A 26,343-nucleotide genomic window follows, 5' to 3' on the forward strand; every position below is an offset into this window, starting at 1 on the left:
GGGAAAGCAAATCAAGCAGGCATGGACTGCCTGCCTGCGTCTGTCATTCCTCGATCTCATCCTCAGGGATATCGTCTTCACCGACGATTTTGACCTTGGTCTGGTGCAGCTCCTCGACCGCGATAGACAGCGGCTTGTGGGACGTGGTCTCCACAAGAGGCTCTTCTCCTGCGATCAGCTGTCTCGCCCTTTTTGCCGTGGCGATCACAATGGAATAACGGCTTTGGATAATCGGGTGCTCGCCCGGCTCCACCTCACTGTTCACAACATTTATCAAATCTGAATATGACGGATGTAACATCTATCTTTCTCCTTTCACAAATCTTTTCAGGTCGTCCCTGATACAATCGATGAGTTCCTGGTTAAGTCCGGCCTTCCGATGCTCACAGATCATGATCTGATGAAGCTCCTCCACGCAAGTTTCCAGGTCGTCGTTGACGAGCAGATAATCGTACCGCTCCATCCCCTCCGATTCTTCCACCGCGCGTTTCAGGCGTTCCTCTATCACCGGAAGCGTCTCCGTGCCCCGGCCGACCAGACGTCTCTTAAGCGTGGCCGCATCAGGCGGAATCACAAAGACCAGTACGGCATCGGGATACTGACGTTTTACATTCAGGGCTCCCTGTATCTCTATCTCCAGAATAATATCCACACCTGCCTCCAGGCGGTTTTGGACATACTCCCTGGGAGTGCCGTAATGGTGACCCACATATCCTGCGTATTCAATTAACTGTCCGCTTTCTGCCATCGCAGAGAATTCTTCCTCACTCACGAAAAAATATTCTTTTCCGTTCGTCTCCCCCTCCCGGGGCGCCCTGGTCGTGGCCGAGACAGACAGCGCGTAATTATCATATTTCTCTAAAAGACGCTTCACTACAGTGCCCTTCCCGACACCCGAAAAGCCGGAAACCACGAGAATAAGCCCTTCTTTACTCACAGTCTCCCTCCTTATCTGAAATTCTGTCCGAAATCCCGGATTCGTTGAACCTGCCGGCAATCGTCTCCGGCAGCAGCGCCGACAGCACCACATATCCGTTGTCCATCACAATGAGACCTTTGGTCTTTCGTCCCTGCGTGGCGTCGATGCTCCGCCCTTCATCTCTGGCGGCCTGGATCAGACGTTTTCCCGGCGCGGAATCCGGGCTGACCACAGCCAGCACCTTTTCTGTATGGACCACATTGCCGTATCCGATATTAATCAGCTTTCCCACTGTAATCACCATGTCTACTCAATATTTTGAATCTGTTCCCTTACTTTTTCTATCTCTGTCTTTAAATCTATGGCCGTCCCGGAAATCTCCATGTCATTTGCTTTGGAAAGAATCGTATTCGCTTCCCGGTTCATCTCCTGGGCAATGAAATCCAGCTTCCTTCCTACGGCCCCGCCCTTCATGAGAGAGTCCTTCATGGTCTTAATATGACTCATAAGGCGTACCGTCTCTTCATCCACGCAGATTTTATCCGCAAACAAAGTGACCTCCGCGGCAATTCGGTTCTCGTCGATGCCGCTGCCCTCAAGAAGCTCTTTTACCTTGTCTTCTACTTTTTTCCTGTATTCCTGGATGATCTGAGGAGAACGCTTCTCTATCTCTCCGACCCATCCGGCCATGGTATCCAGCTTCTCGCAGAGGTCTTCCCTGAGATGTCCGCCTTCCTCCGTCCGCTGCTCCACAAACTTTTCCAGAGCTCCTAAAAGCGCTTCCTTTAAAAGCTGCCAAAGCTCCTCTTCGTCCTCCTCCGACTGTTCCGCGGTGATGACCTCCGGGAAACGAGAAAGAGAGGATACCCTCACATCATTCTCGATGGAGAACTGATCGCTCATCTTGGAAAAAATATCCATGTATTCTCTGGCCAGCGCCTCATTGTAATTGAGTCTCACAGCCTTATCCGAGAATGTCTCACAAGAGACATAGATATCCACCTTGCCCCTTTGGATGCCGCTTTTCAAAAGGCTTCTGATATCCGCCTCAAAGGCTCCGAATTTCTTCGGCATCTTAATGCCCAAATCCAGATAACGGTGATTGACCGATTTCATCTCCACCGAGATCTTATAATCTTCATTGGACGCCTCGCATCTGCCGAAGCCTGTCATGCTCTTAACCATTGTCTCTTTGTCCTTCCAATTACCGGGGCCGTTTCCTGCTCCGATTATTTGATGTCCTGCATTTGCACATAATCTAATTTATTATAATTCATTCCCTGATACAAGTCAATGAGAAATGGCCTCCAAAGCCCCCGGTCATTTTAGGAGCCGGAGCCTAAGGAAATTTCTCTGGCCCCCTAACTCCACTTGTGATAAAATAGGGGATATCATTATGTGGAGGTATGACTCATATGGCACTGGACGGAATCGTAATCGCCTGTATGGCAAAAGAAATGAAGGAACGCATCACAGGAGGGCGAATCACAAAAATCGCCCAGCCGGAGGCAGACGCCCTGATGCTCACCATAAAAAACCAAAAAGACACCTGGAAGCTCTTCCTTTCGGCGGGAGCCAGCCTCCCCCTCGTCTACTTCACCGAACAGAACAAGCAGAGTCCCATGACGGCCCCCAATTTTTGCATGCTTCTCCGCAAGCATATCGGAGGGGGGCGCATCCTTTCCGTGACACAGCCTGGACTGGAACGGATTCTGGAGCTGGAAATCGAACATCTGGATGAAATGGGGGACTTGTGCCGGAAAAGGCTGGTCGCGGAATTCATGGGAAAACACAGCAACCTGATCTTCTGCGACAGCAGTGATACCATCATTGACAGCATAAAGCATATTCCACTCTCCGTAAGCTCCGTCCGGGAAGTGCTTCCCGGCCGGCCTTATTTTATTCCCGACACCATGAAAAAAGAAAATCCCCTGTCCCTTTCCGAAGAGAGCTTTTTCTCAGGCGCCGCCGCAAAACCCATGCCGATCTCAAAGGCTCTTTATACCGGGTACACCGGACTGAGTCCCGTAATGGCGGAGGAAATCTGCTACGCCGCTTCTCTGGACAGCTCGCGGCCCATCAATACTTTATCCAGTCTGGAGCTGACCCATCTGTTCGGAATCTTCCGAGCCTTTATGGAGGATGTGAAAAGCGGGCGCTTTACCCCCTGTATCGCATATGACGGCAGGCTCCCTGTGGAATTTTCAGCCCTTCCGCTCACACATCTGGCGGCTTACGAACAGAAAACCTTTGATTCCATCAGTGAGGTCCTGGAATCTTATTACGCTTCCCGCGAAACAGTGACCCGTATCCGGCAGAAATCTGTGGACCTTCGCCGGATCGTCCAGACAGCCCTGGAGCGGAACCGGAAAAAATACGATCTGCAGCTCCGCCAGCTGAAGGACACAGAAAAGCGGGACAAATTCCGTATTTACGGCGAACTCATCAATACCTACGGCTATGAACTGGAATCCGGCGCAAAAGTCCTGGAGGCCCTCAATTATTATTCCGGCGAGACGGTCAAGATTCCTTTGGACGATACCATGACCCCTCAGGAGAATGCCAAACGATATTTTGACAGATACGGAAAACTGAAACGCACCTTTGAAGCCCTCACGGAACTCACAAAGGAGACAAAAGAAGAAATCGATTATCTGGAATCCGTCTCCTCTGCATTGGATATCGCCAGGACAGAAGAAGATCTCACCCAGATCAAGGAAGAACTCCGGGAATCCGGCTATATCCGCAAGCGGGGCCCGAAGGATAAAAAAGCGAAGATCACCAGTATCCCGCTTCATTATCTTTCTTCAGACGGCTACCATATCTATGTCGGAAAAAATAACCTGCAGAACGAGGAGCTGACCTTTCACTTCGCGTCCGGGAGCGACTGGTGGTTCCATGCCAAAGGCATACCCGGTTCCCACGTCATCGTCAAAGCCGAAGGAAAAGCCAGGGAGGAGCTTCCCGACCGTCTGTACGAGGAAGCCGCCCGCCTGGCCGCATATTATTCCAAAGGCCGTGAGAATGACAAGGTGGAAATCGACTACGTGGAAAAAAAGCAGGTAAAAAAGGTAAGCGGCGCAAAGCCGGGCTTTGTCATTTACCACACCAATTACTCCATGATAGCCGATCCGGATATCTCAGGCCTAACGGAAGTGAAATAGTCTTAACCCTGATTCATAAATATTTCTGCTATGGGAGAATCCTTGGGAAGGATCAGCGTATTATTCCCACCGGTCAATGAGGCCTTTGCAGCATCCAGAGAACGGACGTAAGCATAAAAATCTGCTTTGTTCTCGTCGGAATAAGCGTCTGCCAGTATCTTCATGTACTCGGATTCTCCTTCTGCGATGATCCCTGCCGCCTGTGCCTTTGCATCTGACAGCATGATCTCCACTTCTTTATCCGTAGTATTCCGGATTTTCTGCGCTTCTGAATCGCCTTCCGCCTGATAAGTCGCCGCGATTTTTCCCCGTTCAGAGATCATCCTTTCATAAACAGCCTCTTTATTGTCCTCCGGAAGGTCCAGCTGCTTTAATTCGATGGTCTGAAGCTCTATTCCATAGGAATCCATAGACTCTCCCATTCCTGCTTGGATTGCCTCCTGAAGCTCACCGTCCCTGGCCGCGATCACATCATTCTGCGTCATATTGCTGATGACGTTCTTGGTGGAATTATATACTGCCGCATCAATCCTCTGTTCCGCGCTGGTCTGAGACGAATTCAGTGTCTTCGCAAACTTCAGGGGGTCTGTCACTTTCCAGAGAACATAGCTGTCTGCGATCATGGTCTTTTTATCCATGGTGATCACATCCGATTCCGGCAGATCATAGAGAAGCAGCTGATTGGGAATCTTATCTGCGGATTCCAAAAAGGGAATCTTGAATGTTATCCCGGCATCCGCTATGATTCTGTCCACTTTTCCAAAGCGGCGTATCAGACTGTATTCATTCTCCTTCGTTATCACGATGGATAACGCCAAAAGGACCACCGCAAAAATCCCGAGAACAACTGCTATTAATTTTTTCTTCATGATTCTGTCCTCCTAATCCTTTCCCGATCAATTCGCCGTGCCGGCATCTGAGCCCGAGGCGCCCGCGTCAGTTCCCGAAGAGCCTGTGCCGCTCCCAGCAGCGCTTCCTGCCGCTGCGGCCTGGTTTACCGTCGCTCCGCCGGACAGCTGATCCATCAGCATGGTGCTGGTGCTGTCGGTCCCGTCGATGATGACTTTCAGGTTGGGAAGCACCGCCTCCATCGTTTCATAAAACATCCTCTGTTTCGTGACCAGCGGATTCTTTACGTATTCTTCATACTGGGCGCTGAACATCGATACATCCGCGTAAGCTTCATTGATACGTTTCGTCTTGGTAGATTCGGCTTCCTGCAGAATCTGATCCACATCCGCCTCTGCCTTGGGAAGCTTTTCATTCCGGTACTTATTTGCATTGTTTATGGAAGTTTCCTTCCCCTGCTTTGCAGTCTCCACGTCCTTAAATGCCTCCAGCACCTCAAGCGTGGGAGGTTCGGAATCCTGTATGGTGATATTCACCAGCTGAAGACCGATATCCTTCTGTTCCAGCTGCTCCAGCAGCAGCTCTTTTATCCTGGACTGAATCTCATTTTTCCCTGTCGTCAGGACACTATCCACATCGTAGTTACTCACCACGCTCCTGATGCAGCTCTGGGCCAGATTTCTAAGGACCTCCACCGGCTTTTCAGAAGCGAACACGGCTTTCACCGGATCCGATACACGGTACTCCACATAAAAATCTATATCCACAAAATTGAAGTCGGAGGTGATCATCACCGCCTCTTCGGTCACCGCCTGCCCTTCGCTGTCAAATCCTACGGAAAATCCCTGAATGGTGGTGTCCACCTTCTTCACCTGCTGTACGAATGGAACCTTAAAATGCAGTCCGGATTCCTTTACAGATTTGGCGACTCCAAAGGTTGTGACCACCGCCTGTTCCTGTTCGTTGATGGTATAAGTAGAATTAAATGCCAGCACGACCACCGCCACTGCGGCCAGCAGGATGACCGATATCCGTTTTCCATGCTTCAGGACTTTTTTCCCTTTTCCTGATTTTTTCGGGCCGTCGGAATCTGGTTCTACCACCTTCGGACCTTTGTTAAAATAAGTTTCAAAAAAGCTTCTCATACTTAACCTCCTGTGTGTATGATGATAACCTCCGAGTTACTTTCCGGAGCCCGCTGCGGAGCTTCCAAGGCCTTTCTCCGGATATTCCTGCCATATAAAAGAAAAAGACCTTTACCGCAGCCGTCCGGCTGCAATAAAAGTCTTGCTATTAAGCTATCTGCGGGTTAATCCCTAACCGTCGTGACGCAGGATAGAACATCTTCTCTCTGATGTTAGCTACTCCCTCTTATTGAGAAATAGTATACACAGAAGCGGCAGCTTTGTCAACGATAAATGGATTTCATATTTATTAACAATTCGTTACGGCATCCATATGCTCAAGCACATTTTTTTATCATGATCCCTGGAAAATCCCCTTCTGTTTTACTACCTTCGGGCGGTATCCCTTTTCCTCCAGAGCATTTACGATCTGATGCTTATGCTCAGTTCCAAAGGCCTCCAGCGTGATCCGAAGCTCCACGGCATCATTCCTGTTGATGCTCACAAACTGATTATGCTCCAGCTTGATGACATTTCCCTGCATTCCGGCGATCACAGAGGAAACATTCACTAATTCACCCGGCTTATCCGGAAGCAGTACGGACACGGTAAAAATCCGGTCCCTCTGGATCAGCCCGTGCTGTACGATGGAAGACATGGTGATCACATCCATGTTGCCGCCGCTTATGATGGATACCACTTTTTTATTTTTCACATCCAGATGCTTAAGGGCAGCGACTGTCAAAAGCCCGGAATTTTCCGCCACCATTTTGTGATTCTCCACCATATCCAGAAACGCTACGATAAGCTCCGTATCCTCCACGGTTATGATATCGTCCACATTCTCCTGGATATAAGGCAGCAGAAGGTCGCCCGGTGTCTTCACAGCGGTGCCGTCCGCAATGGTATTTATCTTCGGCAGAGTGACAACCTTCCCCTGGCGCAGGGATTCCTGCATGCAGTTGGCCCCGGCCGGTTCCACACCGATAACCTTGATGCTGGGGTTCAGAAGCTTTGCAAGCGTGGAAACGCCTGTACAGAGTCCGCCGCCGCCGATGGGCACCAGGATATAGTCCACCGTAGGAAGTTCCTTGACGATCTCCATGGCAATGGTTCCCTGTCCGGTCGCCACGGTGAGGTCATTGAAGGGATGGATAAAGGTGTATCCGTTCTCCTCTGCCAGCTGATAGGCATATTCACATGCCTCATCGTATACATCCCCATAGAGCACGACCTCAGCGCCATAGCTTTTCGTCCTGTTCACCTTCATAAGAGGCGTTGTGGTAGGCATCACTACGACCGCTTTTGCTCCAAACTTCTTTGCAGCATAAGCCACTCCCTGGGCATGATTTCCAGCGGACGCGGTGATCAGGCCCTTTGCCCGCTCCTCTTCTGTCATCGTGCTGATTTTATAATAAGCCCCCCGTACCTTATAGGCTCCCGTATACTGCAGATTTTCCGGCTTGAAATATACCTTATTTCCGGTCTGTGCGCTGAAATACTCACTAAATACCAGTTTTGTCTCCAGTGTTACATTGCTGACGGCCTCCGCCGCCTCTTCAAATTTCTCAAGTGTCAGCATTTTCCCTTTCCCTCACTTTATATATCGTCTCTTATGACTGGCCCACGTGGAATAAAGCATTGACAAACTCATCCGGATCAAATTTCTGCAGATCGTCCATCTGTTCGCCGATACCGATGTATTTTACCGGAATGCCGAGCTCTGCCTGTATCGCTACGGCGATTCCTCCTTTTGCAGTACCGTCCAGCTTCGTCAAAATGATGCCGGTGATATCCGCCACCTCTCGGAACTGTCTTGCCTGCTCCAGGGCGTTCTGCCCTGTGGTCCCGTCCAGGACCACTAACGTTTCCTTATACGCTTCCGGGTATTCCTTGTCTATGATCCTGTGAATTTTCCGAAGCTCCTCCATCAAATTCTTTTTATTGTGAAGACGGCCGGCAGTATCACATATCAGCACGTCCGCGTTTCTGGCTTTGGCCGCCGAGACCGCGTCATAGACCACAGCCGCCGGATCGGACCCTTCCTGCTGCGCGATGATATCCACTCCTGCCCGTACCGCCCATTCCGTCAGCTGCTCAATCGCAGCGGCACGGAACGTATCGGCCGCTGCCACCAGAACTTTCTTTTTCTTTTCCTTCAGCTGTCCGGCCAGCTTTCCCACCGAAGTAGTCTTTCCCACTCCGTTGACTCCGATCACCAGCACCACCGATTTCCTGTTCTCGAATTCGTAGGCATTCTCCCCCAGGTCCATCTGCTTTTTGATGGTATCGATCAGCAGCGCCTTGCACTCGGACGGCTCTTTGATCTTCCGTTCCTTTACCTGAGCCTTCAGATCCTGGATGATAGATTCCGTCGTATGGATTCCAATGTCGCCCATGATCAGGGTCTCTTCAATCTCTTCGTAAAAATCGTCGTCAATGGCGGAAAAACCATTGAAGATGGAATCAATCCCCGCGACGATATTATCCCTGGTCTTACTTAGGCCGGCAACTAAGCGGCTGAAAAATCCTTTTTTCTCCTGGCTCATATATGCGCCTCCTCCGTTATACTAAATGTACACCTATTTCTGCTATTCTGTCAAATAACTATAGACTAAGTCTGACATATCTGCAGGTTATGCCGGCTGTTCCGTAAGGTCTACCGAAACCAGCGTCGACACGCCTTTTTCCTGCATGGTAATGCCATACAGCCGGTCAGCGATCAGCATAGTCCCTCTTCTATGGGTTATCACAATAAACTGTGTATGCTTCTTAAGCTTCTCCAGATAGGCTGCGTAACGCCCCACATTGCTGTCGTCTAAAGCCGCCTCAATCTCGTCCAGCAGACAGAACGGGGACGGCTTCAGGTTCTGAATGGCGAACAGCAGGCTGATCGCCGTCAGCGCCTTTTCTCCGCCGCTCAGCTGCATCATATTCTGGAGCTTCTTACCAGGAGGCTGTGCAATGATCTGAATTCCGGCCTCCAGAAGGTCCTCTCCTTCCACCAGCTCCAAAGTACCCTGGCCTCCGCCGAAAAGCTCCCTGAACACTCTGTCGAATTCCAATCTGATATCCCGGAATTTCTCCTCAAACTGGCGCCGCATGCCGCTGTCCAGCTCTTCGATGATCTGAATCAGGCTTTCCTCTGCTTTTTTCAGATCGTCGTGCTGTCCCTTCATAAAGAAATACCGCTCCGATATCTCTTTGTAGTCCTCAATGGCGTTTACGTTGACCGGGCCCAGCTCCTTGATCGCCTGCCTGAGCGCCGCCACCTGCCTGCGTATGGCAGTCAGGCCGAGCTCCTCCTCAAACGACATGGCGGAAACAGCAGAAGGCGTGAGCTCATATTCCTCCCAGAGATATTGAATCTGCTGTTCGATCAATTCCTCACATTTTTCCTTCTGGCTTTCCAGACGGTAGACCTCCTTGTCCAGCCGGCTGATTTCATTGGAAAGAGTCTCTCTTCTTTCAAAAAAGCTTTTCTGCTCTTTCGCATACCGCTCTTTTTCAGCCGTATATTCAGAAATAGAAATCTCCAGGCGAGCAGACTCTGACACCTTTTCCTCTATCTGACCGCGGATTGATACAATCTGCGCCCGTTTTTCCTCCACATTTTTTCTGCAGCCCTCCATACTTTCCCGAAGGGAAGCCTCCTCCTCTTTCAGACGTCCCGCCTCCCCTGTGATCCGGAGAATGTTCTCCAAAATAAAGCTGTCCTTCTGGGACATGGAGGAAAATTCCAGCTGAGCCTTGGAAAATTCTGCTCTGTGGGCTTCCCGCTTTTCCCGTTCTTTTTCGGCCCTCGCCTCCAACTTCTTTATTTCTTTTTCATATTCCCTGTTCTTCGATTCCAGGTCCTTGCTTTCCGCCTTTAATTCTGCTTTTCCAGCTTCAATCTCCGCAAGCTGGGCCGCAAGCTGCTTTCCTTCTGCCGAAATACTTTCATATCCCGAGGCAATCTCTTCCGCTTTCTTACCAGCGCCGAATAGGTTTGCCTCGAGAGAGGACAACGACACCTGTGCTTTCTGAAGAGTGTTTCTATTTGCCTCAATGGCCTCCTGAAGATTCTTCATTTCCTTCGAAACTGCCGTGACCCTCTCCTGCACCCTGTCATACTGGGCGAGCACTTGATTCATGGAGTGCTCCAGCTCCTCCAGCTCTCTCTTTCTGCCAAGAAGATTGCTGCTGTTGCGGAAAGCGCCTCCAGTCATGGAGCCTCCCGCATTCAAAAGCTCTCCTTCTAAAGTGACGATCCGAAGCGAATATTTGAATTTTTTCGCAAGGGCAATGGCGTGATCTATGTTATCAACCACCAGAATCCTGCCCAGCAGGTATTCAGCCAGCTTGTCATATCCGCCTTTTACGCTGACCAGATCATGGGCAAGGCCGATGACTCCCGGCTCCTCAAGCGCTTCTTTCTTCTGGAAGCCGCCCCGGGCCGTGATGCTCGTTAACGGCAGAAACGTCGCCCGGCCAAATTTATTTTTCTTCAGATACTCAATCAGATTTTTCGCCGTCGGCTCAGAGTCCGTCACCACATTCTGAATGGAGCCGCCCAGAGCCGTCTCTATGGCTGTTTCATATTCCTTAGGCGTCTCCAGAAGATCCGCTACGACGCCGATGATTCCCGGTGTGGAGGTCTTTACCTCCATGACTTTCCGGATGCTGTTTCCATATCCTTCATACCGTTCCGCCAGATTCCTGAGGGATTCCAGTCTCGTTCGAAGCGTATGATATTCCTGCTGCTTCTGATTGAGTATCTTATTCTCATGATAAAAATTTTCCTGCGCATCCTTATATGCAAGGTTTTTTTCCTCGTTCTCACGGGTGAGTCCGTCTATTTCTTCATTCGTTTTCTTGATTTGAGCCTTAATCCGCTCTATGACCTGTTTCTGCGCCTCTTCTTCGCTCTTTACTCTGAGAAGCCTCTGGCTCAGCTCGCTTTTTCTGACCTGATTCTGCTCCTGCAGGGTCACAAACCGCTGATTTTTCGCTCCCAAGGACGCTTTATCATTCAACGCATCTAAAATGCTGTTTTTCTTGGCGCTGATCTCAAATTCCAGCGCATGAATCCTGTCTTCATCCTCCTCAAGCTTTTCGCGGAGCAGCCCCTGCCTGTCGTCCAGAGCATCCAGGATCTCGTTGATTTCTCCTTTTTGCCTGGTAAACTCTGTTTTTTGCTCCATTTTATCTGAAAGCTCCTGGAAAATAGCCGACATACGGGCTTTCACATGCTCTTCACTCGCCTCTTCCGTATGGATCTGCTCCTCCAGCACTTTTATGCGGCCTTCCATGGATTCTGACGCCAGATGGCTGTTCCCCAGCGCCGTTCGGCTGTTCTCCAGTTTCTCATCCACCTGGGAAATAATTTCTGCCAGTTCATCATACCGGCCTTTCAGTTCCTCTGAACACCTCCGGCTCTCATTAAGATCGGCAGAAACCGCCGCCAGATTATCCTCTATGCTCTTTTTTTTCTCTTTTTGAGCCTGACTTTCCAGAAAGAAGCTGTGCATGTCCAGATTCTTCAGCTCTTCCTTCAGCCTGAGATATTCCTTTGCTTTTCCAGACTGTTCTTCCAAAGGACCCACCTGTTTTTCCAGCTCGGTCAGGATATCGGTCACTCTGACCAGGTTCTGCTGTTCATCCAAAAGCTTTTTTTGGGCAATATTCTTTCTTTTTTTGAATTTTACAATCCCGGCGGCTTCGTCAAAAAGCTCTCTCCGGTCCTCGGGCTTTCCGCTCAGAATTTTATCGATCTGCCCCTGTCCGATGATGGAATAGCCTTCCTTCCCAATACCGGTGTCATAAAACATCTCATTGATATCCCGCAGGCGGCACGCCGCTCCATTAAGCAGATATTCACTTTCTCCGGAACGGTAAACACGTCTGGATACGGTGACTTCATCGTAGTCAATGGGGAGGGAGTGATCGGAATTGTCGAGGGTGATCGCCACATAAGCATAGCCCTGTGGCTTCCGGTTTTGCGTTCCGGAGAATATGACGTCCTGCATGCTGGCCCCTCTGAGCTGCTTCGCACTTTGTTCACCCAGCACCCAGCGGACTGCGTCAGCCACATTGCTCTTTCCGCTCCCATTCGGCCCTACGATCCCGGTGATGCCGTCATTGAATTCAAATAGGATTTTATTGGCAAAGGATTTAAATCCCTGCACCTCAATACTCTTTAAAAACATAAATTTTTATTCCTTTTCCCTCAGCATGAGGATGGTCTTATATGCTGCCATCTGCTCCGCCGCTTTTTTCGTCCGTCCCTCTCCTTCTCCGGCCGCATTTCCGGCGATTACCGCCTGAACACGAAACACCTTGCAGTGGTCAGGTCCTTTTTCTTCAAGAAGCTCGTAAGACAAGCCTCCCTCAAACCGGCTCTGCACCATTTCCTGCAGGATAGTCTTGCTATCGTAAAAAAGCTTCTTATGCTCCAGATCATTCATGATAAAACGAAATATAAACTCCTTTGCATTAGCAAAACCACCGTCGAGATAGATTGCGCCGATCAGCGCTTCCAAAGCGTCCGAAAGAATCGAATCTCTCTGTCTGCCCCCTTCAGCGTCCTCTCCTTTTCCCAGAAACAGATACTGCCCCAGTCCGATCGTTCTCGCGCAATACGCCAGGGTGGGTTCGCATACGACGCTGGCGCGCAGCTTAGTCATCTCTCCCTCGGGCTTGTCCGGAAATTCCCGATACAGATAATCACTGCTGGACAGCTCCAGGACCGCGTCTCCCAAAAACTCCAGGCGCTCATTATTCTCAGAACGCTTCATGCGGTGCTCATTGGTATAGGAGCTGTGTATCATGGCATGGTATAAAAGCTCCTTGTCACGGAACACATAGCCGACCGTATCTTCCAGCATTTTTAATTTTACATATTCCTGATTCATGTTTCTTTCCCCTTACTTATTCCTAAAAGCAAAGCCCCATCCGAAATCCGGCCAGGGCTTTTTCCGAATCCGTTATTTAATTGCAGGCGTTCTTGATCTGCTCTACCGCGTCTCCCACCGTGACGATCTGCTCCGCCGCCTCGTTGGGAATCTCGATGTCAAACTCTTCCTCGATTCCCATGATGATCTGGAATATATCCAGCGAATCCGCCCCCAGATCATCCACAAATGTGGTATCCATCGTTATCTCATCCGTCTCTACATTCAATACCTCTGCAATAATCCCCTGTAGTTTTTCAAATTCCATAAAAATTCACCCTTTCCTATTCATTCTCCTCTTTTTTTATAAAACACGCTTTTATTTTCTCATTGATTTTCTGCTCTTTGAACGTCACACACTGGAAAATTGTGTTCTTCACTTCTTTCGCGCTGGCGTTCCCATGAGTTTTCACTACCAATCCGTTAAGCCCCAGCATCGGCGCTCCGCCGTACTCTGTGGCATCGAAGGTCTTGAGCGTCTCCTTCAGAGCCGGCTTGACCAAAAGAGCTCCCATTTTAGAACGGAAGGTAGACATCATGCCCTTCTTTATTTCTCCGATGAGGGCAGATCCAAGACCCTCATACAGCTTAAGAATCACATTGCCGGAGAAACCCTCTGCCACGATCACATCCGCGCCGCCGTGGGGTATCTCCCTCGCCTCTATGCTTCCTGTGAAATGGATATCACTGCATTCCTTGAGAAGCGGAAAGGTCTCCTTTACCAAAGCACTTCCTTTTTCCTCCTCCACTCCCACATTGACTATGGCGACCCTTGGTTTTTTAATGCCTATGACATGCTCCATATAAATAGAACCCATTTTCGCAAACTGTACCATATGGCTGGCGCGGGCATCCACGTTCGCTCCGCTGTCCACCAGAAGGGACACACCCTTTGTCGTAGGAATCAATGTCGCCAAAGGCGGCCTTTCCACTCCCCGGATTCTGCCTACCACCAACTGTCCTCCCACTAAAATAGCCCCGGTACTTCCGGCGGAAACAAAGGCATCCGCCTCCCCCTTCTTCACCATAGTCTGAGCCACTACGATAGAAGAGTCCTTTTTTCTTCGGATGGCCGTGACAGGCGCTTCTTCTGTGGTGATCACCTCCGATGCGCTGCGAATCTCAATTCTGTCCTTTGGATAGGTGTGCTTGGAAAGCTCCGCTTTTATCGCGTCTTCTTTTCCCACCAGGATGACCTGGATATTTTCTTTCGCATTCACCGCATCCACCGCGCCTTTTACCAACTCGCCGGGAGCATTGTCGCCGCCCATGGCATCCAGCGCAACTCTTACTGTTTCCTGCATCTTCTTTCCTCCATATAACGAAGAACCTGATATCTTCCGGTACCTTTCCCCTATGCAGAGAAAAGCGGCTGCAACTTTCAAAAGTGCCCTGCCATGTCCGAAGGATTCTAAGAAATAATATACACAATATCAATCTATAAATCAATGATTTTTCCAATTTTCTATGTTAGGGTATGATACAAAACACTTTTTGGAATCATTCTTAGTAAGCTCCGGCCAAGCCCCAGTTAGACACCGGCAGTAGTTCCTGGCCGTCACGATTTCGGTTCGCTGGCGATGCAGGGGCCGCTTTATCCCCGCTCCGGCAGTACCGCTCACATGTCGGCGGGAAATCTTGATGATTTCCCGCCTCCGGTTCGCTCAGAAACGGAATCGGTATTTTTCGTTTCTGCCTCCCTCCGCCTGGGGAACACCGGCCTCTGCCCTGCGGCGCTCACCTTTAGGCCGGCCCGGAATCTTTCTGCCGGTGCCCTGCCTGCCGCACCATTTCGGATGATTTCCGTTCCCTTGATTCCACAAAAGGATTGGATATCCACATGGCCCGCGCGCCTTATGGCAGCGGGCTGCGGTGGGCCGCCCCAATGGTTTTCAAAACACGCGGAAGCCTTATCCCGGTGCGGCAAGAGGAGCGGGAGGAACAATCCGATTCCATCGTAAGGCGAGCGCCGCAAAGCCGTCAGCAGAATTTTCCCGGCCGCAGGGAGGTAAAAACCGAATTTCATGCAGGTTTTTATTGGAATCTGACATGGAAAAATATCGATTTATCCATGTCAGTTGGAAAGGACCGACTGGAGGCCGTAAAAATTTTGGTTACGGCTGCCAGCGAGCCGCCTGGATGGGATTGGATTTCCTCCTGTCTCATCTTATACATAAGACAAATTTGTTTTAAAAGTATTCAAAGGTATAATGAAAAAGACGGGCTCCCTGTCAGGAAAGCCCGTCTCAAGCCAATCCATCAATCTACATTGATGATTTCTTTCTTATTATAGCAGCCGCAAGCCTTGCAAACTCTGTGAGGCATCGTCAAAGCACCGCACTTGCTGCACTTCACTAAATTCACTGCGCTCATCTTCCAGTTTGCCCTGTGGCTGTCTCTTCTCGCCTTTGAATGCTTATTCTTGGGACAGATAGACATGGTCACACACCTCCTTAACCGATAAATTTCATTTCATGCATTACTGATTCGCGTCTCTGAAAATATCACGGATAACCGCCATCCTGGGGTCCTGTTCCGTGACCTCGCAGCCGCAAACCCCATGATTGAGATTTGCACCACATCTATTACAGATTCCTTTGCAGTCTTCCCTGCACAGAACTTTCATAGGCATATGCACGAACAGCTCATCGCGTACCAACGCATCCACATCCAGGGTATATCCTTCGATATACGGTTGCTCCTCCGGCTCCTCTGATTCCTCTTTTCCCTCACGAAAATCGGCCATGCGGCTAATCGGGAAAGAAAAAGGAACGGTCACAGCTTCCAGACAACGGTCACAAGGCATCACGAGGGCAAATGACACATCTGCCTCAATGAGCAGCTTTTTATCTCCGGTATTGGTCACCCGCAGCTTCACAGGCTTCTTATCTATGACCGGATAATCGGCTAACCCGTTCTCAAACACGTCAAATTCCAGCTCTGCCGTGTAATCTTTTGTCTCCTGTTCATGGGTCAGGGAGTCTGATAAATGAATGTGCATAGTATTCTCCTAATACACACCTGTACTATTATACATAGGTGCATTCAATTTGTCAACAATTATCGCGCAGATTGCCAGCGATCAAAGGTTCTTTTTACTGTGCCTGGGCCTGTACCGCTGTAATGGCGACCACGCCTACGATATCAGAAGCGCTGCAGCCTCTGGAAAGATCGTTTACCGGAGCCGCAATGCCCTGGGTCATGGGACCGTAAGCTTCTGCCTTTCCGAGTCTCTGTACAAGCTTATAGCCGATGTTTCCCGCATCCAGGTCGGGGAAGATCAGTACATTGGCCTGTCCCGCCACTTCACTGCCGGGAGCCTTGGAAGCGCCTACGCTGGGAACGATCGCCGCATCCAGCTGCATCTCGCCGTCCAGCTTGAGATCCGGATAAGTTTCCTTCGCGATCTTTGTCGCCTCTACTACCTTATCCACATCCGCATGCTTTGCACTGCCCATGGTAGAATGAGAAAGCATCGCGACCTTCGGCTCTTTGCCTACCAGAAGGCGGAAGGACTCTGCTGAAGAGCCTGCGATGGCAGCCAACTCTTCCGGATTCGGATTCTGGTTCAGGCCGCAGTCAGAGAACACAAACGTACCTTCCTCACCGAGCTCGCAGTCCGGGACTACCATAAGGAAAAACGCAGATACCAGCTTTGTACCGGGCTTCGTCTTTACGATCTGCAGACAGGGGCGAAGGGTGTTTGCCGTGGAATGGCAGGCGCCGGATACCATGCCATCTGCATGTCCGGATTTGATCATCAGGCACCCGTAATAAGCATAATCATTGAAAATGGTCTCCTTTGCCTTCTCCGGAGTCATGCCTTTTGCTTTCCGGAGTTCGACAAACAGGTCTATATACTCCTGAGTCTTCTCGTATGTATGAGGATCGATGATGGTCGCCTTGGAGATATCCAGTCCTTTGCTGTTTTCCGCTATCTCCTCGGGAGTACCGATGATGATGAGGTCCGCAAAATCCTCCTCCAGAATCTGAGCTGCCGCCTCAAAGGTTCTTCTGTCCATGGATTCGGGCAGAATGATCGTCTTTTTGTTACTCTTTGCTTTCGCTTTAACCGTGTCAATAAACGCCATGATGATAAGGCTCCTTTCGTGGTTCGTTAAATTCTAATCTAATATCATATTATAACGCATCTGGATTCACTTCACAAGGGAATTTCTGTACTTTATTTCACACATTCCACTCTTTATCCGTACATTTACAGACAATTGTATCTTGTCTTTTTCCCCCTTCTGTTTTAAAATAAAATTAAATACAGAAGAAAGGAGTGTGGGCTTATGAGGGTTGTCGGTCTGATCACAGAATACAATCCGTTCCACAACGGACACAGCTATCATATCCAGCGGGCAAAAAAGGTCACCGGCGCCGATTACTGTGTTGCAGTCATGAGCGGAAATTATGTTCAGCGCGGTGAACCAGCCTGTATGGACAAATATTTAAGGACTCATATCGCGCTGCGGTCTGGAGCAGATTTAGTCCTTGAACTGCCGGTGCCTTTCGCAATCGGAAGCGCCGAATATTTTGCCGCCGGCGCGGTCTCCATCCTGGATAAGCTTGGAATTGTTGATTCACTCTGTTTTGGAAGCGAAAGCGGTGATCTGGCCCTGCTCTCTTCCGTCGCGTCCATCCTGTCCGATGAACCGAAGGAATTTTCCCAGCTCATCAAAGATCTGCTGAAAAAAGGGCTGAGCTATCCGGCCGCCAGAAATCAGGCGCTTCTCTCCTACCTTTCCCTGAGCGCACTGCCGGCCGGTCCTGAGGACCGTCTTACGGATCAGGTAAACGCACTTCTTTCCGCGCCCAATAATATTCTGGGCATTGAATACTTAAAGGCCCTGTACAGAAGGCATTCTTCCATTAAGCCTGCCACCATCCTGCGGACTTCGGATTATCTTTCCAAAGCTCTTTCTGCTCCGTTTTGTTCTTCTTCTGCCATCCGTCATGTCTTTCATTCGAGAAGCGCCGGTCTGGCTTCCGGTCCCATGTCGCAAACCTTGAAAACGGTCCGTTCTTATATGCCGGAAGAAGCGTATTCCCTGATCGCAGAAAACTTTAACAAGCGTCTGCCGATTTTTGTGGATGATTTTTCTTCTGTGCTCTTGTATAAGCTTCTTTCTGCGCGGAACGCGGATTTAACGGACTATTCCGATCTTTCCCCTGAACTGGAAAACCGGATCAAGAACTGTCTGACCGATGTTTCCACCTTCTCGGATTTTATTGATTCGGTAAAATGCAGGCAATACACCAGGACTAGGATCAGCCGTGCTTTGCTGCATATCCTTCTGGATATCCGGGTGGAGGATATCGCCCGATATAAAAACAACGACTTTGTTCCCTACGCCAGGGTACTTGGCTTCAAAAAGTCCTCCGGCCCTTTACTAAAGGGCATTAAAAAGAACGGCTCTATCCCGCTCCTAACCAAAATGGCCGACGCGGAAAACCGGCTGTCGCCCATGGGCTTCGATATGCTGAACCAGGAGGTTTTCGCCTCCAATCTGTATCAGTCCGTAGTATACCATAAATTTGGTTACCGGATGAAAAACGAATATACTCAGGGTGTGATCGTTGAACCGTGATTACAGCATGGTCTTTTGTTCCATGGAACATCTTTTCTCAATATATTTAAAAAACGCACTTCCCGGCTTTGTCCAGGAAATGCGTTTTTCTTTATGAAAATGATACGATTTCATCCCTCCCAGGGCTTTGCCCACGGAAGCTCCGTATCCTCTACACTGTTTTTTCCGCCGTCCACATTCACTACAGTGCCCGTCATATAGCCAAAGCGGCTGCTCGCCATACAGACTATCACATCTCCGATCTCCTCCGGGCGTCCTGCCCGGTGAAGAGGTATCATGGACATCGTATAGTCTTTTTGCTCATAGATTGCCTTGGCGGAAAGCACCGTATCGATCACTCCCGGAGATACCGCGTTGACACGGATCCCATAGGGCGCCAGCTCCGACGCCGCGCCAACCGTCAGCATATTGACACCCGCTTTTGCGGCTCCATAGGTCACCCGGTAATCCACTGGTATTCTGGAGGAGAGAGAAGACAGATTGATGATCACTCCGCTCTTTTTCGTCATCATATGCTTTGCCGCCGTCTGAATGCCAAAGAAAGTGCTGGTCAGATTCAAATCCATGATATAGCGGAAGGTCTCCTCCGGCAGTGAATGGAGAGGACCGTGTTTATTTCCTCCCGCGCAGTTCACCCAGATATCGATGCCTCCAAACCGCTTTACAACCTCGTCCGCAAACGCCTGTATCTGGGAAAGCTCTGTCACGTCCACTTGTTCCGCAAGGATATCTTCGTATCCGGAGTCTTTCGCCTGCTGTTCAAATGCCTCAACTTTCGATGATGAATGACTGCAGACCGCAACCTTACAGCCCTCCTCTGCAAATCGCAATGCGGCGGCGGCGCCTATTCCGGTCGTTCCTCCGCATATGACTGCCACTTGGCCCTTTAAACCCAAGTCCATGATATTCCTCCTGCCTTTATCCGGCCATGATCAGTTTTTAAAGCTGTGAATGGGAGCAGGGATCCTGCCTCCCCTATTGACAAATTTTGCACAGGAATAAGGATTCACCGGCATCACCGGCGCGTATCCCAAAAGCCCTCCGAATTCAACCGTGTCGCCGGCCTTTTTCCCAATGGCGGGGATCAGACGGACCGCCGTGGTCTTCTGGTTTATCATCCCAATGGCAGCTTCGTCGGCAATGATACCGGACAAGGTGTCCGGAGTGGTGTCCCCCGGAATCGCTATCATATCCAGCCCGACAGAACACACGCATGTCATAGCCTCCAGCTTCTCGATGCTCAAGGCTCCTCTGTTCACAGCATCGATCATCCCCTGGTCCTCACTCACGGGAATAAATGCGCCGCTCAGACCTCCCACATAGGAGGACGCCATCACGCCTCCCTTTTTCACCTGATCGTTCAAAAGGGCAAGAGCGGCTGTCGTCCCTGGAGCACCTACGCTTTCCAGACCGATTTCTTCCAGGATCTCCGCTACACTGTCTCCCACAGCCGGCGTCGGCGCCAGCGAAAGATCCACGATCCCAAAAGGCACTCCCAGTTTCTGGGAAGCTTCCTGTGCCACCAGCTGACCCACCCGCGTCACCTTAAAAGCCGTTTTCTTTATGGTTTCACAAAGCACCTCAAAATTCTGTCCGCGCACTTCTTCCAGGGCAGTCTTCACCACTCCCGGCCCGCTGACTCCGACATTGATGATGGCATCGGCCTCCGTCACGCCGTGAAAGGCTCCGGCCATGAATGGATTGTCATCGGGAGCATTACAGAACACTACCAGCTTCGCGCATCCCAGGGAATCCCGCTCCCTGGTGGCAAGCGCCGTCTCTCTAATCACCTCTCCCATCAGCTTTACCGCGTCCATATTGATACCTGTCTTGGTGGACCCCACATTCACGGAACTGCAAACTCTGTCCGTACAGGCGAGGGCCTGGGGAATCGAACGAATCAGAAGCTCTTCGGCCTGAGTCATCCCTTTGCTGACCAGGGCAGAATATCCTCCGATGAAATTCACTTTTACTTCCTTTGCCGCCTGATCAAGGGTCTTCGCCAACGTCACAAAATCTTCCGCTGTTTTACAGGCCGCACTTCCCACCAGCGCGATGGGAGTGACGGAAATCCTTTTATTTACAATTGGAATACCGTATTTCACTTCAATTTCATGCCCTACTTCGACCAGGTCCTTCGCATAAGAAGTGATCTTTTTATAAACCTTTTCATTTACCTTATCAAGCTGAGAATCGATACAGTCCAATAAACTGATGCCCATGGTGATCGTCCGGACATCCAGCTTCTCCTGTTCGATCATTTTATTCGTCTCATCTACTTCAAATCTGTTTATCATGGCCGTCCCTCTTAAATTCTGTGCATTTTGTTGAAGATATCCTCATGCTGACAGCGAATCTTCACGCCGATTTCTTCACCGATCTGGTCCAGCTCCTCGACCACATCGCCAAAAGGCTTGGCAGACTGGCTGGCATCCACGATCATCATCATATTGAAATATCCCTGCAGGATGGTCTGGGAAATATCCTCAATGTTGATGCGGTTATTGGCCAGATATGTGCATACCTTTGCAATGATGCCTACCGTATCTTTTCCTACGACTGTGATAATAGTTTTTTTCATCTTCATTCTCCTCGTCCTATATGTAAAATATCTTAATTGTTCTAGACCAGATCATAACCCATCAAAGGTACACGATTTCCGACATCCTGCTCCTGTCCGCAACTGCGATATCAAAGTCAGTGCCACGGTAAGCGTTCTCCCCCATTGTCACTTCCAGGCGGACTGTCTCATAAGCCAAATCTGCATAATTATTCTCTTTGGAAAGATGTCCCAGCAACGCCTTCTTAAACTTGTCGTGAAGGACCTCACCCAGCAGCCGCCCCGCCGAATCGTTGGAAAGATGCCCTCTGTTCCCCATGATCCGCTTTTTCAGATAATAAGGATACGGTCCCGCTTCCAGCATATGTACATCATGGTTCGCTTCCAAAAGAACGGCGTCCAGGCCCTGCAGATGATTAATCGTATATTGGCTGTAGTTGCCGAGGTCTGTCACTACAGCAGCTGAGCTTCCGCCGGACCCCACCCGGAACGCACAGGGATTCGCAGCGTCATGGTCAATGGAAAATGGCGATATCCTCATATCTCCTATGGAAAAATCCACATCTGGGAAAATTTCCCTGTGAAGTCCCTCCGGCAGCTCTCCCACTGTCTTCGCCGACCGTATACCTTCATAGGTTTCCCGGGTGGTATATATGGGCACCTCATTTTTTCTTGAAAAGACTCCCAGCCCCCCTATATGGTCGGAGTGCTCGTGGGTGATCAAGATACCGGAAAGCTCTGAGCCTTTGATCCCCAGCTCACACAGCCCGCATTCAATCCGTTTGGCAGATATCCCTGCATCGATCAGGAGATGGGTGTGCTCCGTACCTACATAGATGCAGTTTCCGCTGCTGCCGCTGGCTATACTGACAAGGCGTATCATGTCACATTCCTCACTTTATCTCTACAATTTTCGTTCCTTTTATCTACATACGTCGTGTGCTATTTTATCATAAGGACAAGGAAGTTGCAATCTGCTCTTTTATATCCTCTCTGCTCCCGCTGTTGTCGATGACCACGCCGGACCGCCGCCGGAATTCACTGTCCGGCATCTGATTTGCCATGATCTCCCGGCATTTATCCCTTCCATAGCCTCTGCTTTTCATAAGTCTTTGTATCCTCGTCTCCTCATCGGCATAGACATACCAGACCACATCGCAGATATCCTCATACCCGGCTTCAAACAGAATGGCCGTCTCGATTACGGCAATCTCCTTTCCGGAAATCTCAAGATCCTGAAGCCGCCTTTCCGTCTCTTTCCGGACTGCCGGATGGATAATACCATTCAGCCGCTTTAACGCTGCCTGGTCCCGGAACACCGCCGACGCGATCTTTCCCCGGTCCAGAGTCCCGTCCCGTTTCATGACGCCTTCGCCAAAGGCATCTCTCACTTGTGCGAAACAGGCGCCTTCCGGTTCCATGAGTTCCCTCCCGATTTCATCTGCCATCAGGATTCCTGCACCGTAGTCCTCTTTTAAGATTTCCAGCACCGTGCTCTTTCCTGCACCTACGCCGCCGGTCACTCCAATTATCTTCATATTTTCTCTCCGAAAACTCTATTTCGTTTCAAACCAGCTGTAACCCGTATTCAGATCCACTTCAAGAGGCACCGACAGCTCGGCCGCACCGTCCATCTCCTCCTTCAGTATGCGTTTAACCTGCTCGACTTCATCCTCCGCCGCTTCCACCAGAAGCTCGTCATGGATCTGCAGGATCAGCCTGGATCTAAGCTTCTCCCTGCGAAGCCTCCGGTCCACGCCGATCATCGCGATCTTCATAATATCGGCCGCTGTCCCCTGGATAGGACTGTTCATGGCGACCCTCTCCCCGAAATTTCTCTGCATGAAGTTGGAGGAAGACAGTTCCGGCACGGGACGTCTTCGGCCGAATAAGGTCGTCACATATCCCTTCTCTTTGCCCGAATCCACCAGGCCGTCCAAAAAGATCTTGACTCCGGGATATGTTTCAAAATACTGCTTGATATAATCAAGCGCTTCCTGCCTTGTTATGCTTAAGCCCTCGCTGAGTCCAAAGGCACTGATGCCGTATACGATCCCAAAATTAACTGCTTTGGCATTCCCTCTCTGCAGAGGCGTCACCTCGTCAAAAGGCACATGGAACACCTGTGACGCCGTCATCCTATGGATATCCTCCGCCTGATGATATGCCTCAATGAGCCGGCTGTCCCCCGACATATGGGCCAGGATCCGCAGCTCAATCTGGGAATAATCCGCATCCACAAATACATAGCCTTCCTTCGGTACGAATACCTTGCGGATTTCCCGTCCCAAAGCCATCCGGACCGGAATGTTCTGAAGGTTTGGCTCCGTGCTGCTGATACGGCCGGTAGCCGTGATGGTCTGATTAAACTTCCCGTGAATCCTTCCGTCCTCCCCGATATATACGGCCAGGCCGTCGGCATAGGTGGATTTTAGTTTCGTAAGCTGCCTGTACTCCAGAATCTTTGCCACAAGAGGCTGTTCAGGCGCCAGCTTTTCCAAAATATCAGCAGACGTGGAATATCCCGTCTTTGTCTTTTTTCCATAGGGCAGCTTCAGCTTTTCGAACAGGATCACTCCCAGCTGCTTGGGAGAATTGATATTGAAGGTTTCTCCGGAAAGCTCATATATCTCTATTTCCAGGCGTTCAATCTGAACCTGCAGCGTTTCTCCGTAAACCCGGAGGGCCTCTTTTTCCACCTGGATGCCTTCTTTCTCCATATGGTAAAGGCTGTAGATCAAAGGCATCTCAATCTCTCGAAACAGCGGCTCCATGCCGGTCTCCCGAAGCTTCCTGAGCAGAATCTCTCCCGACGCCATGGCCGTGTATGCCGAATAGCAGAAACACGTGATGCAGCTCTCTTTTTTATCCTGAAGGGCCGACCGGAAAGAAACCTTTCCAAGCAGATCCGTCCTGGAAGGGACTGTCAGCTCCAGATATTCTCTGGCCAGATCATCATACACATAAGCGCTTTTCAGGGGATTGAGCAGATACCCCGCTACGCCGGCGTCATACACTCCTTCTGTTTCCTCTATATCCAGATAGGGAAGCGCCTCCTTTAAATCCAGCATCCATGTATCTTTTCCACGAAGGCACAGCTGCCTGGCTTTTCCGGTCAAATACTCTCCGGTCAGAAAACCAGACGCCTCCAGAAAATAGACATCTTCTTCCCCAAAAGCCAGGGACAGACCGAGAAGCTCTCCGTCTTCTGCCACCAGCTGTATTCCGATCCGCTCTGCTTCCATAGCCTTTTCAAACGCCAGCTCCGCACCTTCCAGATCATCAAGGTATAAAAAAGTCCTCTCCACCGAATTCTGAGTCTGGCATCCCGCTTCAAACCGTTTCAGCAGGCTTCTCAGCTCCAGGCGCTTCATGATCTCATAAGCCTCCGGAGTGAACAGCTTGCCTATCCTGGCCTGTTCCAGAGAAAATTCCACAGGACATTCTCTGTCGATCCTTGCCAGTGTCTGGGACAGCTCCGCCATTTCCCTGCCTGCCGCCAGCGCTTTCTGCGCCCTGGCCGGCTTTACATTATCCACATCCGCATAGACGGCCTCCAGGCTGTGATATTTCTGAATCAAGGCAAACGCTGTCTTTTCCCCGATGCCAGGGACACCTGGAATATTATCGGAGGAATCTCCCATAAGCGCCTTTACGTCCACAAACTCCGACGGGGTCACTCCCAGCTTCTCCATTACGTCCTTTTCCAAATAATCCTCAACGGCGGTCGTCCCGCCCTTCGTTTTCGGTATCCGGATCTTTATCCTGCCGCTCGCCAGCTGCAGCATGTCCCTGTCTCCGGAAACCACAACAACATCCAGCCCTTCTTTCTCACATCGGGCTGACAGCGTCCCCAGGATATCATCTGCCTCGTAGCCGGGAAGCTCCGCCACCTGGATCCCCATCGCCTTAAGCACATCCTTCGTCAGCGGCACCTGCTCGTGCAGCTCTTCCGGCATTCCCTTCCGTGTCCCTTTATACGCTTCATACATTTCATGGCGGAAGGTCGGAGCCTTTACATCAAAAGCCACAGTTATATACTGCGGCTGTTCTTCGTCGATTATCTTCAGTAAAATGTTTAAAAAACCGTATACGGCGTTGGTATGGAGCCCCTCAAAATTGGTCATCCCCATATTGACGCCATAATAAGCCCGGTTCAAAATGCTGTGTCCGTCAATCAATACGATTTTTTCTCTCATATCCGGTTCCTTTTTCTTCCTTGATCTTTTATAATATTCCCATATCGGCGAACAATCGCAGCTGCAGAAAAACAGCCAGCATGATACACCAGAAAGCCACCGTATACACCACGTAACGGAACCCCTGGAAAAAATGACGTTTTTTTATCAGAAGCTCCGACTGGTACAGTTCCTCTTCTAAGGCCCCGTCCAGATCATACAGCTCATTGATTTCCTGATCGTCATGTTCCAGTTGTGAAAGCCCCACATATATCGTATAATAGATATTCAGTTCTTCCCTGCATTCCTCACATTCGTTTATATGAGAAACAAAGGCCTCCAGCTCCTCCGCGGGAAGCTTTCCGTCAATATAGTCCGTGATCTGGGCCTGGACTTCCATGCATCTGGTCATATAATGCCTTCTTTCTATGTGATTCTTTCGCCATTATATCATGTCTTCTTATATTTTTATAGAGGATATCCATAAGAAAAAGGAGCCCTTCCTTTTCTTGCTACAATTCAAATAATCTTGTAAAAAGATGAAAACCAAAAAGCTGTCCTATTATCTGTCATAATTTGGCTAAATCTGTCGAATTCATGGTAATAATTTCCTTTCTTTCTTATATTTCTCTTATATAAAGAATTAGGAGGAGATATGATATGAAAAAGATGTACGAATTATTACAGACAGTCGGGGTATCCAAAAGCTACCAAGGCTATCCCTACTTTGTACTGGCGGTAGAGATGGTGATAGAAGATGAATCTAGACTATGCAACATCCGCAAAGATGTGTACTTCCCGATTGCTATTCGATATAAAGAGGACGTGCAGAATATTGAACGGGATATCAGGACCATTCGGGACGTGATCATGAGAAACGGAGGGGAAGACTTTCTCACGGAGCTTTCCGGAGGAAAATTCAGCCACACCAAGAGCCCATATCCCAGGGAAATCATCGAAATATTTGCGGAATATCTGAAAAATCAAACCTAATAACGGAATAGAAAGGACTATAACGCA

The 26,343-nt window shown here is 49.8% G+C and carries 26 protein-coding genes; 3 read left to right on the plus strand and 23 right to left on the minus strand.

Annotation, left to right across the window (positions count from 1 at the left end):
• Positions 1-43: 43 nt before the first annotated feature.
• Genes rpoZ through H9Q78_RS01610 form a run of 4 tightly spaced genes read right to left on the minus strand, consistent with a single transcriptional unit; the run spans position 44 to position 2,104 of the window.
• Positions 44-301: a DNA-directed RNA polymerase subunit omega gene (gene rpoZ / locus H9Q78_RS01595; RefSeq protein ID WP_147596411.1), complete on the minus strand. Its 258-nt coding sequence runs from the start codon at positions 299-301 to the stop codon at positions 44-46.
• A complete protein-coding gene (gene gmk, locus H9Q78_RS01600; protein WP_249303218.1) occupies positions 302-937 on the minus strand; it encodes a guanylate kinase in 636 nt (211 codons plus the stop codon). It lies immediately after the preceding gene.
• Entirely contained in the window at positions 930-1,211 is a 282-nt protein-coding gene (locus H9Q78_RS01605; RefSeq protein WP_283245056.1) for a DUF370 domain-containing protein, read from the minus strand. The genes gmk and H9Q78_RS01605 overlap by 8 nt, the downstream gene beginning before the upstream one ends.
• A gap of 14 nt (positions 1,212-1,225) precedes the next feature.
• The gene (locus H9Q78_RS01610; protein WP_249303220.1) at positions 1,226-2,104 is read right to left on the minus strand and encodes a YicC/YloC family endoribonuclease; all 879 of its coding nucleotides are present in this window, start codon (positions 2,102-2,104) and stop codon (positions 1,226-1,228) included.
• A 230-nt stretch (positions 2,105-2,334) separates the two neighbouring features.
• Here H9Q78_RS01610 and H9Q78_RS01615 point away from each other — a divergent pair, with 230 nt between their 5' ends.
• On the plus strand, positions 2,335-4,083 hold the full coding sequence (locus H9Q78_RS01615) for an Rqc2 family fibronectin-binding protein (protein ID WP_249303222.1): 1,749 nt from the start codon (positions 2,335-2,337) through the stop codon (positions 4,081-4,083).
• 2 nt (positions 4,084-4,085) lie between these two features.
• On the opposite strand, the gene hflC is transcribed toward H9Q78_RS01615, so the two are convergent.
• The 12 genes from hflC to pta form a co-directional block, all read right to left on the minus strand.
• Positions 4,086-4,952 carry a protease modulator HflC gene (gene hflC / locus H9Q78_RS01620; protein ID WP_249303224.1) on the minus strand — a complete coding sequence of 289 codons (867 nt, stop codon included), beginning with the start codon at positions 4,950-4,952 and terminating at the stop codon, positions 4,086-4,088.
• A gap of 27 nt (positions 4,953-4,979) precedes the next feature.
• Positions 4,980-6,077 (minus strand): FtsH protease activity modulator HflK, encoded by a 1,098-nt coding sequence (gene hflK, locus H9Q78_RS01625; RefSeq protein ID WP_249303226.1) that lies wholly within the window; start codon positions 6,075-6,077, stop codon positions 4,980-4,982.
• Positions 6,078-6,411: 334 nt separating this feature from the next.
• A complete protein-coding gene (gene ilvA, locus H9Q78_RS01630) occupies positions 6,412-7,638 on the minus strand; it encodes a threonine ammonia-lyase (RefSeq protein WP_249303228.1) in 1,227 nt (408 codons plus the stop codon).
• A 31-nt stretch (positions 7,639-7,669) separates the two neighbouring features.
• Complete coding sequence (gene ftsY, locus H9Q78_RS01635; RefSeq protein ID WP_249303234.1) at positions 7,670-8,605, minus strand: signal recognition particle-docking protein FtsY; 936 nt, start codon at positions 8,603-8,605, stop codon at positions 7,670-7,672.
• A gap of 87 nt (positions 8,606-8,692) precedes the next feature.
• On the minus strand, positions 8,693-12,247 hold the full coding sequence (gene smc, locus H9Q78_RS01640; protein ID WP_249303237.1) for a chromosome segregation protein SMC: 3,555 nt from the start codon (positions 12,245-12,247) through the stop codon (positions 8,693-8,695).
• A 6-nt stretch (positions 12,248-12,253) separates the two neighbouring features.
• On the minus strand, positions 12,254-12,952 hold the full coding sequence (rnc, locus tag H9Q78_RS01645; protein WP_249303239.1) for a ribonuclease III: 699 nt from the start codon (positions 12,950-12,952) through the stop codon (positions 12,254-12,256).
• A gap of 76 nt (positions 12,953-13,028) precedes the next feature.
• On the minus strand, positions 13,029-13,259 hold the full coding sequence (gene acpP / locus H9Q78_RS01650; protein WP_147596422.1) for an acyl carrier protein: 231 nt from the start codon (positions 13,257-13,259) through the stop codon (positions 13,029-13,031).
• A gap of 16 nt (positions 13,260-13,275) precedes the next feature.
• Positions 13,276-14,295, minus strand: a complete 1,020-nt coding sequence (plsX, locus tag H9Q78_RS01655; RefSeq protein WP_249303241.1) for a phosphate acyltransferase PlsX — start codon at positions 14,293-14,295, stop codon at positions 13,276-13,278.
• A 314-nt stretch (positions 14,296-14,609) separates the two neighbouring features.
• Positions 14,610-14,831: a hypothetical protein gene (locus H9Q78_RS01660; RefSeq protein ID WP_249303244.1), complete on the minus strand. Its 222-nt coding sequence runs from the start codon at positions 14,829-14,831 to the stop codon at positions 14,610-14,612.
• A gap of 419 nt (positions 14,832-15,250) precedes the next feature.
• Positions 15,251-15,430 carry a 50S ribosomal protein L32 gene (gene rpmF, locus H9Q78_RS01665; RefSeq protein ID WP_147596425.1) on the minus strand — a complete coding sequence of 60 codons (180 nt, stop codon included), beginning with the start codon at positions 15,428-15,430 and terminating at the stop codon, positions 15,251-15,253.
• Between the two features lie 40 nt (positions 15,431-15,470).
• Positions 15,471-15,992, minus strand: coding sequence for a YceD family protein (locus H9Q78_RS01670; RefSeq protein WP_249303247.1), 522 nt, complete (start codon positions 15,990-15,992; stop codon positions 15,471-15,473).
• Positions 15,993-16,086: 94 nt separating this feature from the next.
• Complete coding sequence (pta, locus tag H9Q78_RS01675) at positions 16,087-17,082, minus strand: phosphate acetyltransferase (protein WP_231062553.1); 996 nt, start codon at positions 17,080-17,082, stop codon at positions 16,087-16,089.
• A gap of 204 nt (positions 17,083-17,286) precedes the next feature.
• Between pta and H9Q78_RS01680 the strand changes: the two genes are divergently transcribed.
• Positions 17,287-18,585, plus strand: coding sequence for a nucleotidyltransferase (locus H9Q78_RS01680; protein ID WP_249303249.1), 1,299 nt, complete (start codon positions 17,287-17,289; stop codon positions 18,583-18,585).
• A 110-nt stretch (positions 18,586-18,695) separates the two neighbouring features.
• On the opposite strand, the gene H9Q78_RS01685 is transcribed toward H9Q78_RS01680, so the two are convergent.
• The 7 genes from H9Q78_RS01685 to H9Q78_RS01715 all read right to left on the minus strand — a co-directional run bounded on the left by H9Q78_RS01685 (position 18,696) and on the right by H9Q78_RS01715 (position 25,735).
• The gene (locus tag H9Q78_RS01685) at positions 18,696-19,487 is read right to left on the minus strand and encodes an SDR family NAD(P)-dependent oxidoreductase (RefSeq protein WP_249303251.1); all 792 of its coding nucleotides are present in this window, start codon (positions 19,485-19,487) and stop codon (positions 18,696-18,698) included.
• 30 nt (positions 19,488-19,517) lie between these two features.
• Positions 19,518-20,882, minus strand: coding sequence for a PFL family protein (locus H9Q78_RS01690; protein WP_249303253.1), 1,365 nt, complete (start codon positions 20,880-20,882; stop codon positions 19,518-19,520).
• An 11-nt stretch (positions 20,883-20,893) separates the two neighbouring features.
• Positions 20,894-21,166, minus strand: coding sequence for an ACT domain-containing protein (locus H9Q78_RS01695; RefSeq protein WP_249303254.1), 273 nt, complete (start codon positions 21,164-21,166; stop codon positions 20,894-20,896).
• Positions 21,167-21,227: 61 nt separating this feature from the next.
• On the minus strand, positions 21,228-22,025 hold the full coding sequence (locus H9Q78_RS01700) for an MBL fold metallo-hydrolase (protein ID WP_231062609.1): 798 nt from the start codon (positions 22,023-22,025) through the stop codon (positions 21,228-21,230).
• Positions 22,026-22,095: 70 nt separating this feature from the next.
• Positions 22,096-22,683 (minus strand): dephospho-CoA kinase, encoded by a 588-nt coding sequence (gene coaE, locus H9Q78_RS01705; protein WP_249303255.1) that lies wholly within the window; start codon positions 22,681-22,683, stop codon positions 22,096-22,098.
• Between the two features lie 18 nt (positions 22,684-22,701).
• On the minus strand, positions 22,702-25,344 hold the full coding sequence (polA, locus tag H9Q78_RS01710; protein ID WP_249303257.1) for a DNA polymerase I: 2,643 nt from the start codon (positions 25,342-25,344) through the stop codon (positions 22,702-22,704).
• 28 nt (positions 25,345-25,372) lie between these two features.
• Positions 25,373-25,735, minus strand: a complete 363-nt coding sequence (locus H9Q78_RS01715; RefSeq protein ID WP_249303258.1) for an anti-sigma factor family protein — start codon at positions 25,733-25,735, stop codon at positions 25,373-25,375.
• A gap of 248 nt (positions 25,736-25,983) precedes the next feature.
• Here H9Q78_RS01715 and H9Q78_RS01720 point away from each other — a divergent pair, with 248 nt between their 5' ends.
• On the plus strand, positions 25,984-26,316 hold the full coding sequence (locus H9Q78_RS01720) for a sporulation initiation factor Spo0A C-terminal domain-containing protein (RefSeq protein ID WP_249303259.1): 333 nt from the start codon (positions 25,984-25,986) through the stop codon (positions 26,314-26,316).
• Positions 26,317-26,343: the final 27 nt, after the last annotated feature.

Source organism: Qiania dongpingensis (assembly GCF_014337195.1).
Classification (GTDB): Bacteria; Bacillota; Clostridia; order Lachnospirales; family Lachnospiraceae; genus Lientehia; species Lientehia dongpingensis.